Source organism: Paenibacillus xylanivorans (assembly GCF_001280595.1).
GTDB lineage: Bacteria > Bacillota > Bacilli > Paenibacillales > Paenibacillaceae > Paenibacillus > Paenibacillus xylanivorans.
Genome location: NZ_LITU01000082.1, coordinates 1 through 14,569 on the forward strand (window position 1 = coordinate 1; position 14,569 = coordinate 14,569).

Annotated in this window: 12 protein-coding genes; 3 read left to right on the plus strand and 9 right to left on the minus strand. The window is 47.6% G+C overall.

What is annotated here, in order from left to right; genetic code table 11:
* Positions 1-109 precede the first annotated feature (109 nt).
* From AMS66_RS28225 to AMS66_RS28235, 3 genes are all read right to left on the minus strand, one after another.
* Positions 110-1,708 carry a DUF4179 domain-containing protein gene (locus AMS66_RS28225; RefSeq protein WP_053783945.1) on the minus strand — a complete coding sequence of 533 codons (1,599 nt, stop codon included), beginning with the start codon at positions 1,706-1,708 and terminating at the stop codon, positions 110-112.
* Positions 1,689-2,261, minus strand: coding sequence for an RNA polymerase sigma factor (locus AMS66_RS28230; protein WP_053784162.1), 573 nt, complete (start codon positions 2,259-2,261; stop codon positions 1,689-1,691). Before AMS66_RS28230 ends, AMS66_RS28225 begins: the two co-directional genes overlap by 20 nt.
* A gap of 237 nt (positions 2,262-2,498) precedes the next feature.
* The gene (locus tag AMS66_RS28235) at positions 2,499-3,014 is read right to left on the minus strand and encodes a mismatch-specific DNA-glycosylase (protein WP_053783946.1); all 516 of its coding nucleotides are present in this window, start codon (positions 3,012-3,014) and stop codon (positions 2,499-2,501) included.
* 120 nt (positions 3,015-3,134) lie between these two features.
* Between AMS66_RS28235 and AMS66_RS28240 the strand changes: the two genes are divergently transcribed.
* A complete protein-coding gene (locus AMS66_RS28240) occupies positions 3,135-4,055 on the plus strand; it encodes an AEC family transporter (RefSeq protein WP_053783947.1) in 921 nt (306 codons plus the stop codon).
* A gap of 185 nt (positions 4,056-4,240) precedes the next feature.
* Here AMS66_RS28240 and AMS66_RS28245 read toward each other — a convergent pair whose 3' ends face one another.
* The 5 genes from AMS66_RS28245 to AMS66_RS28265 form a co-directional block, all read right to left on the minus strand.
* The gene (locus AMS66_RS28245; RefSeq protein WP_053783948.1) at positions 4,241-4,492 is read right to left on the minus strand and encodes an RNA-binding protein; all 252 of its coding nucleotides are present in this window, start codon (positions 4,490-4,492) and stop codon (positions 4,241-4,243) included.
* A gap of 247 nt (positions 4,493-4,739) precedes the next feature.
* Positions 4,740-7,418 (minus strand): polynucleotide kinase-phosphatase, encoded by a 2,679-nt coding sequence (locus tag AMS66_RS28250; protein WP_082350927.1) that lies wholly within the window; start codon positions 7,416-7,418, stop codon positions 4,740-4,742.
* Positions 7,415-8,872 carry a methyltransferase domain-containing protein gene (locus tag AMS66_RS28255; RefSeq protein ID WP_053783949.1) on the minus strand — a complete coding sequence of 486 codons (1,458 nt, stop codon included), beginning with the start codon at positions 8,870-8,872 and terminating at the stop codon, positions 7,415-7,417. Before AMS66_RS28255 ends, AMS66_RS28250 begins: the two co-directional genes overlap by 4 nt.
* A gap of 18 nt (positions 8,873-8,890) precedes the next feature.
* Entirely contained in the window at positions 8,891-9,694 is an 804-nt protein-coding gene (locus tag AMS66_RS28260) for a nucleotidyltransferase domain-containing protein (RefSeq protein ID WP_053783950.1), read from the minus strand.
* Between the two features lie 26 nt (positions 9,695-9,720).
* Entirely contained in the window at positions 9,721-11,214 is a 1,494-nt protein-coding gene (locus AMS66_RS28265; RefSeq protein WP_053783951.1) for a TROVE domain-containing protein, read from the minus strand.
* A gap of 422 nt (positions 11,215-11,636) precedes the next feature.
* Between AMS66_RS28265 and AMS66_RS28270 the strand changes: the two genes are divergently transcribed.
* Both AMS66_RS28270 and AMS66_RS28275 read left to right on the plus strand, forming a co-directional pair.
* On the plus strand, positions 11,637-12,992 hold the full coding sequence (locus AMS66_RS28270; RefSeq protein ID WP_053783952.1) for a helix-turn-helix transcriptional regulator: 1,356 nt from the start codon (positions 11,637-11,639) through the stop codon (positions 12,990-12,992).
* The gene (locus tag AMS66_RS28275) at positions 12,940-13,833 is read left to right on the plus strand and encodes a WYL domain-containing protein (protein ID WP_082350928.1); all 894 of its coding nucleotides are present in this window, start codon (positions 12,940-12,942) and stop codon (positions 13,831-13,833) included. The genes AMS66_RS28270 and AMS66_RS28275 overlap by 53 nt, the downstream gene beginning before the upstream one ends.
* 179 nt (positions 13,834-14,012) lie before the next feature.
* Here AMS66_RS28275 and AMS66_RS28280 read toward each other — a convergent pair whose 3' ends face one another.
* Complete coding sequence (locus AMS66_RS28280) at positions 14,013-14,510, minus strand: LURP-one-related/scramblase family protein (protein WP_053783953.1); 498 nt, start codon at positions 14,508-14,510, stop codon at positions 14,013-14,015.
* Positions 14,511-14,569 lie beyond the last annotated feature (59 nt).

Consider the following 14,569-nt stretch of genomic DNA (forward strand, 5'->3'; position numbering starts at 1 on the left):
AATGTCCTTCACAAAGGGTACACTTTAATTATGCGAGGCCTTTCATCTCTATCTAGTTATTCATACCAAGCTCCGTTCCGTTCTTGGCAGAGAATAACCTTCATAACTGTTATTTCTGCCAAGGCAGGCTTGTGTACGACGGAAGATCTACTTCCCATTTCGCATCACGATACTCTCGATTAACTACGGTTCGTTTTAAGGTTAATTTCGTTCCATCTTCTTTGTAAAAACCACGGATAACCAATTTCAGATTGTCTGCAACGTATTCTCCGTCATTATTAGGCTGGTCTGGAAAACCGATTACTTGAACAGGATACTCTTTTCCTTCCGAATCTACGGCCACCCAGCGATCGCCATTAACAGCATTTCGGAACTTCCCTCTTCCCTCCAGGACTAGTGAGTAGTTTTTGTCATAAGATTCCCACACCGGTTTGTAATTGAAGTCAGAAAATAAAATTTCATCTCCATATTGTTTAAATTGCAGTACGTAGGTGTAAATTTCAGCATCCTTACGCATCTTTTCCAGATCCACTTCCACGGACTTCTCCTCCCACACCGGGATAGTGTAGCCATCCAGGACAAAGCGAATCTTCTTCGCATCCACCGTAACATAAGCAGGGTCCCATGTCTCAGAAAGCTTCATCTCACCATCATTATTCTCACTCAGTCTGCTCATATCTCGGAGCCTAAATTTGGCTTGACGGGCATTGGGCCTACTCTCGTTAAAAATTCGATACTCATTCGTTTCCGGGATTTCGATATGATACATGATGTCCATATCTTCCGCCCAATCTTCGCCGACTTTGGCACGCAGTTGATCATCCAGACTCACATTCATGTCGAGCCGGGTCCCGTTTGGTGTACGTACAAGCTGTGTCATATCCAGTTTTAAGCCCTCTGGAGTGGTGTAGGTGTTGTTCATGGGAGCCTCAACAGCCATTAATTTGGCTTTGGTCATATCGATGTTGAATTGGAAGCTCCAATCCACCGTTGTATTACTTGCTGTAATTTTTCCAGTATCAATATTATAATGATCAGGGATTTTTAAATAACTTAATTCTCCCCGTACAAATATTTGATCTGGAATATCATCATTAAGTTGGAATACGAATCTTTGATACTTCCCACTGCTAAGCCTCGTATCTACCGCCATGGAAGCAACACTGTTCCCTTTTTCATCTGTAACATGAATTCTTTCCGCCTCCGGATAAACAATCGGTATCAAGCTGCCTTCAGGGTTGCTTTGTTCTGTTATAATAATAATTTGTGAACGATCCACTAGGACATCGCTAATCTTGAGCGTATACCCCTGATCTACAATTTGTATTTTCGGGTTAATGACAAGATCAAGTGGTTTCAAACGTTTGTAATCGTCCGTCAGATAACCAGATCTTATTTCTTCTGGTACAGGTATGTCGGGAAGCCGCTGATTTACGGCATTTACCGTGGGTTGCGTCGATTTTGCTGTGTGATCAAAAGCAAACCAAGCCCCTCCCGCAAGGATCACAACTGCCGCCGCTGCGATTCCTGTACGGCGCATCCAATGAGATTTGGAGGCTTTTTTCGTAATTGGATTCCCGTGCTCTGCGCTTTCCATGGACACCCCCTCCAGTTTCCGCATCACCTCAAGCGTAAAGTCCGCATCCGGTTCCTCACGGAACAAATGCTGTTCCCACAATCGATCCTCATCATTTGGAATAGGCTTCATACGTTGATAAACCTCCTTTGCGCTCCATTTGTTTCTTCAGCGTTTTCTTCCCCCGGTAAAGCGCATTACGTACTTGTGCGGTACTCATCTCCGTAATATCTGCAATCTCTTCGTAGCTCAACCCATTCGTATATTTAAGCAGCAGCACAAGCCGATACGATTCAGGCAGTTGCTCCATCTGCCGATAGATTTCACGCTGCATCTCCTTATGCAGTACATGTTTCTCTGGTGTTTCACCATTGGTTTGTTCCAAACCTGTATGAACAGCGGTCATCACAGGTTTCTGTTGACGCATAAAATCCCGCATCCGATTAACAACAATGGTGTACACCCAGGACGAGAAACTGCTTCCTTCCCTTCGTGTCGGAAGATAGCGGTAAATCCGGAGAAACGTATCCTGAGCGAGATCCTGTGCATCCTGATGACTCGCACCCATTCCGCGTAAAATGCCGAATACTTTATTTTTATATCGATCCACGAGCACAGCAAAAAGCTGTTTGTCCCCCGCGACAATACGCTGAATGAGCTCCTCCTCTGGTATGTGTTGAGTCATGTAATCCCCCTTCTCTACAGCTTCCATGCATGGTTCTGTACTATATAGACGGAAGCACTTCCTGAAACCTCTCACTTTATCCAAAAAAAAGAATTCGCCCTTTCCGGCCAAGCCGTATGGGTGAACTCTGCATACCAATATATTGTTATTGTTACTACACACTCTCTACAGGCTCCAGGGTGAATTTTCTGGCATCCTGAATCACTCATTCCGTCGCAGCCGAGTACCTCTTATCTCTCAATCTTCCCTGCTTTTCTCCGATACAAAATCACTAAGCTGTGAATAGATCGCTACAATCTCGTCCATCGACATGCGGACCAATCCACTGGATGACGGGGCTACAAACTCATGAATTTCCTTGACGACCGGGTTGTCCTGAAATCCCCATTCCGCTTTGGCACGCTGACTGTACTGGGTGTATACCCCTTTCCCAACAAAACAGGCGATGTCCGGTCGGTATTCCTTCAGCTTTTGCCGTAAAATCTTCCGTCCCTCTGCATATTCTTCCTTCGTAATATCGTCCATTCCTCTTGTCGGCCGGGCCACAATATTCGTAAACCCATATCCCAGCTTCAGCAACTCCCCATCCTCTTTTGCATCATATAAACGAGGGGTCAATCCGGAGCGTTCAAGAATGCGCCAGAAACGATTTCCTTTGTAAGCATAATGATGACCCGTCTCTCCAGACGTGATGCTGGGATTAAAACCGATAAATAAGATCGATAAACCATAATCCAGATGATCTGGAATCATAAAGAAAAGCCCCCTTATCTTTTTTAGTCATTTACATCTTTCATCTGTGTATAAAATGATATAATGGTTGAAGTATTTTCGAATCGGACTGAAATTTTCATGAAAAAGGAAGCTGAACTGATGATTGCAGACATCATGCTTGAAGTCGTCCTGCCCGTCTTTCTCCTGATTGCCGTCGGGTCCTGGATGCAAAAGGTGTTCAAGTTAGACTTGTACACCCTCGCCAAAATCAATTTCTATTGTATTACCCCCGCAGCCGTCTTTATGAGCATGTATCACTCCGATATGTCGGGCGAGTTGCTCGGAACCGTTACGCTTTTTTACGCTTTATATGTAGTTATTCTCTATATTGTGGGGTCTGTGTTCGCACGTTCGCTTCGGATGAATAAAGGCATGAAGGCCGCCTTCAACAACAGTATCATGCTGGACAACGCAGGCAATTATGGTCTGCCCATCAACTCCCTGGTGTTCCGTGGCGATCCACTGGCCTCTTCCATCCAGGCATTGGTCATGTCTTTACAGGCATTGCTGACCTTTACCTATGGTGTGTTGTCCATTCAGGGTGCGAAGCTCAAAGGCAATTACCGTGCGGTGATCATCGGATTTCTAAAAATGCCCGTTCCTTATGCGTTGTTGCTCGGCATTTTGTTTCATATGGGAAAAATCCCACTGCCAACCTTCCTGTCCATGCCGCTGACCTATGCGCAGCAAAGTATGGTGGCTGTAGCTCTGTTAACGCTCGGAGCGCAAATTGTAAAATATCCGATCCGCCTGTATCGTCTTGATGTGTATATTAGCACATTTCTGCGTTTGCTGATTGGTCCAGCTATTGGGATCTCCATCGTGCTGCTGCTCGGTTTGCAAGGCATCGCCGCTCAGGCGCTCATTATTGCATCTGGTATGCCTACCGGAGTCAATGCGTCCATTCTGGCGGAGGAATATGATAACGAGCCAGACTTTGCCGCCCAGACAGTTCTGATCTCGACGCTGCTTAACATCATTACGATTACTGCTCTGATTTCATTTGCGAAGACGTTCTGACCTTATACGCAAAAAAACTAGTCCACTCTCCCTTATGGAGCTGTGGACTTTATTTTGTCTGAGGAGAAGCCAGCATAACCAAAAAAAGTTCGAACGCAGCCTTATTTGGATGCGCTTGAACTTTCTTTGTTAATGAATATTCCATCTAATCAAGTCTATTGTTTAACTGACCAGCCCTAAGAAAACTAAGATTCACATGTCGTCCGCTCAGGGAACTTGCCACCTTCTCTGAACAAACACCGCACCAGTCGCTGCGCGGCCTTATTGAAGTAAAAACTCGGACTCACACCCTCCACCTGAACAGGCTCCAGTTCCTTCACACTTTCCTTGACCTTATTCATTTCAATGAGTCCCATCTTCCGCTCATTCGGTCCGAATCGATAAATAACCTTTTCATCGTCTTCCGTCTGTTTCACCAGCAGAATGATTGACGCCATACAGGTTACCCCCTATCGTTACGTTGTGAGATTATGATGACCACTTGCTTACTATTAATTATTACCCAGAATAGAATGGAAGGATATAGGGCTTTAGTTATTTATATTGACGTTAAAACTCCTTATTTTAATTATCTTAATTGAAATATTTTGACGAAAAATAAACAAAAGCAGGCTTGGATGTACCAAACCTGCCCAATTACCTTGCATCCAAAGGAATCAGAAGTCTCATGTTTCACTATTTCAGTTACAAACGTGGGTCCACCGGTTCAGACTCCAGAGCCAATGTCGCCAGCACGCATTCATGAATTCTTTCCACAGGCTCCATGCGTACAAAACGCTCAATTCCCTCCATGCCCAAGGCACTCTCCATCAGAGCGTGGCGCTCTTTTTTGGACGTTTTGCGTTTGCTGAGCCGGGACAAATTTTCCGGTGCGAGGTAATCCATACCATAAATGATGTGCAAATACGCACGACCTCGTACTTTAATCGCAGGTTGGATCATTTTGTTGGCGTTCCAGGCACGGAATGTTTCCGGCTTGATGACAATGCCCTCATGTCCTTCAGCCGTGATCTCATCCCACCAACGAATGACTTCCTCTTCATCTGCCCTACTGGTGATTACACGGTATTCCGTTTCCATCATCATCGTGGACATCCGGGCGAACTCACGATTTTGCTCCATATGCCACTCATGCGTCTGATCCCAAAACGCCCCAGTGCTATGTGCCAAGGTATGAAACGGTGCAATACGAATATCTCCGATATCCTCTACATCCCAGCAATATTTCTGAAATACATCGCGGAATGTTCTAGCATTGGCGAGCTTACGTTCTGTGTCCTGCAACCACTCCTCCACATTTCGGCCGGCTGCTTCAGCATCACGCAGCTTTCCAAGCACCAACTCCCGATCCATCAACGAAGCCTCAGCTACATGTGCATACTGCGAGGAGATTAGCTCCCGCGCTTTCAGATTCCAGGGTACGATCTCTGCATCGAGTAATACGAACTCCGTCTGGTGACGGTCAAAATAGCCCGCTGCGATCAAATCCGTGTGTAATCTTAATAACACATCCTTCTCAGTTGTCCGGTCAAAAAAGGAACGGCCCGTCCGGGTCACAATGTTCCCCAGCGCTGGTCTTCCTATTCGCTTCTCAGCTACCTGTTCGTCCCGGAACAGGAGCACAATGGCACGGCTTCCCATATGTTTTTTCTCCGCTACCATCCGGGTAACGCCCTGAGACCGGTAGTACTGGAACGCATCCTGTGGATGTTCCAAATATCCTTCTATCGAAGAAGTTGTTGGTGGTGGACTCATCGTGGGCGGGATATAAACCAGTTCCTCCAACGGTACGGTAAAATGAGAAAAGGTATCGATCGCCGTTTTTGCCACCTCAGAATGAATGGATACATCCATCCGGGATCCGGTTTGCACTGTGAATCCTTCCTTGAACTTGCGCAAGTTAGGTGGAGCAAATCTCCGCCGCTCCCATCGTTTGAGCGGACTGTCCGGATCTTCAGCGTAATCCTGCTTCGCTGGAACACTAATTGCCTCGCGTTCCGGCATCCGCCACGCCGTGAGCATACCCCCAAAGACAACGCCTTGGTCAATATTGACCGTATCATTCACTATCGTTGGATATGGATGCGGATCGTGTCCCCAGACAATGCATTCACCGGAAGCGTGATCTACGTACCAATCCTTGCGAATCGGTCTTCCGTGTTCATCCGTTCCCTCCACATCGCCGTAGCGGCAATAATCCTGAATGCGTTTGGACTGTTTTCCGATAAAGTGATCCCGAATCCCGGCATGTGCTACAACCACCTGCCGCACGTCATTTCGGAAAAAAATCAGATGAGATGGTGCCTCAAGCAGAAACGCCCTTAGTTCCACGCGCACTTGCTGTGCCGTCTCCTGGCCTTGCTCCTGCTCCAACTGAATAAGCTCGGCCTCCACACGTTCATCGCCATGGCTCAATGTAACGTCACGACCGTCCAGATAGCGTCCTATTTTCCACCCATGATTGCTGTCGATCATGTAGGCAAGTCCGGATTCACAATGCCGCTGCCAGAACAGCAGACACTTTAGCGATTCAGGTCCCCGGCTAGTTACGTCACCAACCGAGACTAGCTTTCTTCCTTCTGGATGACGGTACAGCCCACTTCCATCCTCATCTACATATCCGAGTCGGAGAATTAATTCCATCATTTCATCGTAACAGCCGTGAATGTCTCCAATAATGTCGATACCTGTATCCATGTCGATTAAAAGTGGGTTGGATGTACGAACAAACGAGATGTCTTCCGGATGCTTCAGCACATAATTAGCGTCGAAGCCATCTTCACGAATGGAGCGTAGAGTGCGTTTGAACTGCTGCACCTGTTGTTTCACCCGCTGACGTCCGCGCGGATATTCTCGCTGAGCATCACGTTCGAGCAGTTCTTTTTCAGGGATATCCAACACCACAGCAATCACGGGCACATGAGCTTTTCTGGCCAGTTGAATCAACCGCTGACGATCTTCCGAATACAGATGCGTGGCATCAACCCATGTCAGCTTGTTCAGACGGCAACGGGTCGCGAGCATGGCTTCCATTGCTTCAAACGCCTTGGCCGATACCTGCTGGTACTCGGCATAGATTACATCTGCTTCGCTGCGAGGCCGATGTTTCCAATCCACATACTCGTCATCTCCAATTAGCATTCGGAATTGGTCAGATGATACCGCTTCGGTTCTACGGATGATACCTTCTACAACGAGACGATCCAACAACGTGCTTTTGCCACTGTTCGAAGGCCCTACCAGAACGACGATGCCTGCATGCGGCAAGCGAATTTCACGCTGTACTTGATCCAAATCATTCGCACCATCTACCTGGCGCCTGACTGTATCTTCTATTTCTTTAGGCTCTCTGTTGTTCTTCATAGTTGATTCTCCTTTCTCCGTTCAAAAATGACCAGTTGTGTAGGTTGTCCGTATCCCTCTGCGTACTCACCAATACCCCTTATTTCAAAAGCATAATTCCCTTTATGTGCCCATTTCTCACATCGTTCAACCAATTCCGCCCGAGTCCACTCGAAACGATGATCATGGTGACGAAAGCTCTCCTGCTCCATCGCATACACTTCGTTGTACTCCTTGTTCGGAGTTGTAACCAGCAGCACATCGGGTCGATAATCACTCATAATGGTATCCATGATCCCGTTCAAGCGATACGCTTCGATATGTTCTATTACTTCGCACAGGATCATGACATCCTGGTTTTGCATCTGTTCATCAAAATAAAACAACGAACCGATCACAGGCTCCGGCATAGCAACAACTCCACTGCGATCTTCCAGCTTCGCAAAGCGCTCCATGGCCCGAAGCCTTGACTGACCTGATGGCTCAACGGCCAGAATGGTTTCCACTCCCGAAATATAGGCCAAGCGGGCAGAAAGTTTACCTTCCCCGGCTCCCATATCGACAATACGTCGCTTGGCTGGAAGAGCTGCAACTAATTCCGTTATTGCACGATAACGCAGTTCATTTAACCTTACTGGTGACTCAGATCGCTCAAGCTCACCTGCGGAGGCATTTTGAATCCCCTTATCACTCTCATTGATACCCTTATCCGAAATCTGATTCACTCCACCTACCTGCTCAACCGAAACGGGCAAAGCCCCTTCCTGAAGCTCATACTTCCGAATTAATTCAGAAAATCGCAGTGTGCGTCGGACAATAAGCTCTTTCAGCGGATGGGTTTCCAGCCAACCTTCGCCATAACGTTTGATCTTATCAATCTCATCTTCACTGATGAAATAATGCTTGTAGTTGTCCAGCACTGGAATTAACAGAAATAACTGACGCAGTGCATTTTGTACTGTAACCTGTCCGCTCAGTCTGATACGGCGGACAGTACTTTTCTTTTTCAGATCAAATGTATAAGACAGCTCATCCCGCTCAAGGGTAACCGTGTAGCCTAGTGACGAGAATAGTTCCTCCACAACCCGATCAGGGAGGTCCGATGCCACGGGTCCAAATGACAGCTCCATATCGAACGAGTGCTCCACCCATTGCAAATAGTCTTCCTTCGGTTTACCATTCAACGCCGTCCCCAGCGCAGAGCGTATGTAGGAGCAGAACAAACTGCTCGTTACAAATTCACGGTCGTTAATATATTGTGTAATGTCGTAACCGTTCGGAGTACCTCTTACCAGATCAACAGGATCAGGCTCGGCATGAATCAACACTTCGGTTTCGCTCTCTGTGTCAGTGATATAAACAATTCGTACACGCGCATCCTTTTCCGTCCTGTCATATACGTTATGTGGATTCTTCGCCAGCAAGCGCGATACAGCTCCTGCCCCTGCTCCTCTTACTTTCAATATCAGATGCATCAGATCTCCTCCTTCTTCTTATACCTTTACCTCCCACACCTCTTGCAGTGCAAAACGGAAGATCCGGTCCAATTCTTCATATTGAATAACCTGCTCATTCTCCATCTGAGCGGCCATTTGTTCAAAATGCGCGATCTTCTCCGCCAAAAAAGCATGTATTGCCGGCAACTGCGGTTCCAGATCAAGTTCCTCGCCTGCCTTTTTCCGGCGTAACAGTTCATGGATTTCCGTATAGAGCGACGCGCTCTGTGGAACGATCTCTTGCACCAGCTCTTCGATTGCCATCGGCGGCATCGCATCATAACTTTCGATCCAGCCACAAGCGAGCAGTGGGCGCAGCACATAGAAGTACTTTTTGATCTTCACCTGCTCACCCTGCAAATAATCCCGGAAGTTTCCCTTCGCCATATTCAAATAATGGTACATACAGGACTTTGGTGAGAAGGTCAAAGGCGATAATGCACGAATATGCTCTGCCACGCTGTACGGTTCGTCATACTGAATCGGGGATTGCAACCACTCCAGCAGCGGTGGATTCGACTTGCGAAACAGCTTCAGGGCTTTGCGCAAATCCCAACCATTGATATCAAGCTGATCACTGATCGGGCGTTCGATGACATCCCTTTTATCCTCAATGGACAAGTACCATTCCAGCGGTCTCACATACAAGAAACGAACATCGTAATCGCTGTCCTGTGAAGGGAAACCCCACGCCCGGCTGCCCGATTCACAGGCATAGATGATCCGTACGTTCTCCTCCTGTTCAATCTGCTTCAGCTGCTGTCTAATCGTATCTCTCATTTCTTCATGAACATGAGTCATCTCCATTGCCCTCCACACTTCCCAATTTAAATTTGCATCGCCCGCACCCGGTTAGCGAGTGTATCATATCCCGCCACAGTCTCGGCAATATACGTCAATACCGTTTCACTCCAGCCATAGATATAAAAGGTTTTACCATCACGTGGTGGTACCATTGCCTGCTGATAAGGTGCAATATCCACGATAAACGCCTTCAACTCCGGATTCATCAGCCGGCGATAACGTTCAAGCTCGGCATATAACGGACTGCCTTCATTCTGCTGTTCATCGGTGATCATAATGATCTGATCCACTTTTCCTCCAATATCCCGAAGCTCACGCACAGGCCGCCCCGTGTCGGTTCCACCTTGTGCCCGAATACGATGAGCCTGGGGAAGAATGCTTTCATTCATCTTCGGACGAGCATCTTCAACCATATGGTCGAATAACCAGAACAGCGAGTTGCCTCGGGTTTGTTTATAAAGCGCCAGTGCCAGCACCGAACCGATTCGCAGATAATCCCCTTGCATAGAGCCGGAGCGATCCAGGAAAATGGCCGTTCTTCCAGGCAACGCTGGCAGATTTCCAATCGATAGCTCCACGGCCTGCCGCAAAGCCTCCCGCAGCTCTTCCCTTGCAGTCATTTCATACGCACTGGCGAATCGGAAAGGTAAAATGCGCGACTTACGCAGGGCTTCCGCATCCGTTAGACGACGTGTGACGTAATCCATATTTTTTGATTTTTCAAAAACTCCCGCCCGATCCATTGCATTCAGATGACGCAACAACGCAAAGGTCGGCATTTGTAACATCAATGCCTCCCATACCGTACGTGTTGGCTGCATGATCGATGTGACCACCGAATACGGCAGTTTGCCTTTTTCGATCAGATGCATCTGACTTGCCGGGTTCGGGGTAGCTTTCAGCTTCTCCAGCGCCTGCAACTGCGGCAGGTCCGTAAGATCTACTTCAAGCCCCCGTAAATAACGGAACAAGGCTTGCTGTTTCATATCTCTCGGCTTGGGATGTGCTGTAGCGATCATATCGCCCAAACTGTACCCACGCCCACGTCCGTTGTATTTGATGGCCCAGTATTCGCTGACTCCATTCAAAAAAAGGCTCACTTGCCGTTTCACTGCACGACCACCCTGCCCCCGGCCTAGTCCTCTTAGAATGGTCAGAAAATCGGCCAAGTCAGCTGGTGTCTGTACCACTTGAGAGAATACTTTTGCAAACTGATCCGGGTCCACCTTAGACAACAGTGTCAACCCGAATAAGGGCTGTAACCGCATCATGCCTTCATTACGCGCATAGACCAGCGCCCGCGCCATAAAACCCGCATCGACCTCAGCCATCTCCTGATGACTCACCATCGCATCGTCCATTAGCTGCTGTGTATCTGCATAAAACGTATTGTTCAATGTATTGGTCAACAACAACTGTATATATTGTTCCTCCACCAATCGCTCATAGGCTCCATAGCCTTCATGATTGCGTGTGGTTGGCTGAGGTTGATTGAATAATTGTTTTGCTCTGCTCATCACTCATGACCTCCCGGTGTGAGTCTATTCATTCATCTTCCATAATAAAATGTTCCGAGGAAAAAGGTGGGAAGGTATAATACCCGCTCTACCGCTGAGCTACACCGCCATGGACGGCGGCGATTGGATTCGAACCAACGACCTGGTCGATTAACAGTCGAAGTAACCCTCCCTGGCGCCTCGGAACCTTGATCCGCAGAGCATGTTGCTGCCCCGCTTCACAACCTTATTATGCCTCACGCATTTACACGCGAACATGGCGAAAGTATGGCGACGAATCCATTTCATAACTTATTAAATTATCGCTTTGTAACAATTGAAGCAGCTAAAGGTATTATGAAATTGATTCAACCTCCATAAGTTTAAAATGAAACCAGCCACTCATCCTGATACAATGAAGGGATAACAAGGAGTGAATGCTCATGGCTAAAGAGAGCTTTGACAAAGAAATTCAATTTCTGCGTATGTTGTCCCTGACAAGCGGCGCGTACAACCGTAAACAATACGCCGAGCGGCTCGGCATATCCGTACATACTTTTGATAAAACCCAACGCAGGTTAAAAGAAATCATGCAGACCGTCGCCGACCAACGCACCGGTTCGGAACAAAATAAAGAAATGGCGGAGCTCGTACGCTTCCAGTATGGGGAATCCGCTGAGCCGATGCTACTCTTCCTATTCCGTGCCAAGTCAATGAAAGAGACTGAAGTTCAGCGTCTATCCGTCCTTTTGCATACCTTACAAGATCAGGCTTTGACCGCTATGGAATTACTAGACGCCTGCTGCGCTGAACTTCCGGAGGAACTGGCGTTGCCTGACGAAAAGACGATTCGTTCAGATCTGAAGTATCTGGAAGAAGTCGGGGTGATCCGTAAGGAACCCGGCGGCAGACCTTATCGTTACCTTTTGCAGCAGGACGTACTTACGGGGTTAACCGTGGAAGAACAGCTGGAGCTGTATGATTTTGTGGATATTATGGCGAACACCCAGGTTCCTTCCGTACAGGGGTATTTATTACGCGACAGTCTCAAAAAAGCCATTGCTGCAAGCTATCCGCAGGAAGAAGCCACCGAACCCTTTATATACAAGTACCATTATTATTCCCGCATTCTGGACGAAGCGCATCTGTACACCCTGCTTAGTGCAATTCGACAACGAAAACATGTGCAGTTTCTGTATTATTCACCCAAAAAACCGTCCAGCTACAGCTCGCAGAATACGAATCCACGCTTTGAACGGGAAGCAGGCGGACGATCCAACCGGATCGTACCCCTTGAAGTGGTCTATGATCATCAGTATGGCCGCTGGTATGTCATTGGATATCAGGGGCGCCGTGGCTTTGTGAAATTTCGGATGGAAGGCATTACACAGCTCGAGGAGCAGGATTCGATTGAAGAAGAATATATGCTCGAATTGAAGCAACAGTGGGCCGAGATCAGCCGCTACAGCTGGCTGGTGGATACGGGAAACACAGTGACGGTTCAAGCCCGATTCTTCCATCCACGGGATGGTCAGCGTAACTTCATTCTGGATCGGGTACGTTTGCAAGGTCAATGGGGGACGATTACACCCGAAACGGAACATACCTTTCTGTATGAAATTCAGGTCAACGGTACCACCGAGATTAAGCCGTGGCTTCGGAGTTTTGGCTCAAGCTGCGAGGTAATCGCTCCACAGAGGCTGCGTCAGGAGATGATTAAGGAATGGAAGGAGATTGCGCAATATTATGAATCTGTTCGAGAAGATGTTCAACTATCAGATGATGACGAGATTGAATGAAACCGGACTATTCACCTGGACCTCACAGGAACGAGCCTGGCTGCGCATGATGCTGAATCACCCTGCTGCACCGGAAGCGCTGAACCCCGACACGTTGCACAAGATGCATGACATGCTGGATGCTGAGCAGGATTTGGACCTTCAGGATTACCTGACGGAAAAGGCAAAAAGTGAAGAAAACAGTGTCTTTCATCCACTGCTCAAACCATTACGGCAGATGATTCTGCATCATCAGGGGTTTCGTTTGACAGGGCGTGTCCGCAATGGACGAATCAGCCAGGATCAGTTTGGATTTCCCTACAAGCTGGAATATTCCATGGTCAAAAAAGAATGGTACGTGCTCTGGTATGCTCCACGCTTCGGCAAGCTGATGTCGACCAAGCTGCACAGCATTATTGCGGTGGAGGCTCAGAATGTTGAACCAGAGATTGCCTCTCAATACGCTACCAAAATCGCTAATTTGACGGAGAATCGGAAGACAACCGTGACCATTGAAGTACTGCCTGAATTCAACCAGGAGTTGTCGCGGATTCTGTACGCCTTCTCCTGCTTCGAGAAGCAGGTTGAATATGAAGAAGAACAACAAACCTATCGAATTGAGCTGACGATTCCTCGGAATGAGATGGATTATGTGCTGTCCAAAATGCGTTTTCTGGGCAAACGGGTACGGATCGCAGACAATGCTGCACTTCGAGCACGAATGTCTGAGACAGCCGCCAAAGTGTTGGCACGCTATGATGAATCCGGGCCTGAAACACAACCTGAACGGACTTATGGAGGAGTGCGGAGCCAGCATGTGGAGGAGCCTTTCATCAAGGCAGACGGCAGTGACTCTGCCTAACGTGCAAGTCAACTGATGGGCCGATAAGTTGCTGATAAATTCCCACAATACACAAAGGGGCTCCCCATAGTCATGAAGATGACAGGGTAGCCCTTTTGATGATTTGCGATACGAACGTTTAACGAATTGAGCAGGCTCTATTCGAGTTCCTAGCACTATCCCACTCCACTCGTCTACTTCTACGTGCCGCTACTGGCAGCTGAATTCCTTCTTTTGTTAATCGTATGCACGCCCATCACAACGGCAATCAATTCATACGTATCCAGATGTTCTGATTGGTTGTCTAACACAAACGCACCTGAACCGAACCAGCCACTTGTACGCCTGAAGCTGGCCACCGTTCTGCCACCCATCCCGGTAATATCATATTCCTGTGAAAACGCCGGAGCGGAGACATCATACACACCACGCGGTCCGGCATCGTACTCATACTTTTTACTGAAGAAGCTAATCCTCGCCCGTAAAACACCCCATTCCCTTCCATCGGCTGAGGTCACATCCCAACGGTTACTTAACATGCGGAATTTACCACTGCAAATGAGTCCCGAGTTATCGAATACATCAAGAGATGAGCCAAAGGCACTTTTCAAATCGAGATGACCCGCCTGTTCCTGTTCATGGTTCATAATCTCGGTGTACCCTGCATTAAAGAAATTATCTCTGAAATAGAGTTCCATGGAATTCCTCCCTCATAAGAAATAAATCTTCTCCCTTATTGCAAAAGACATATATCCCT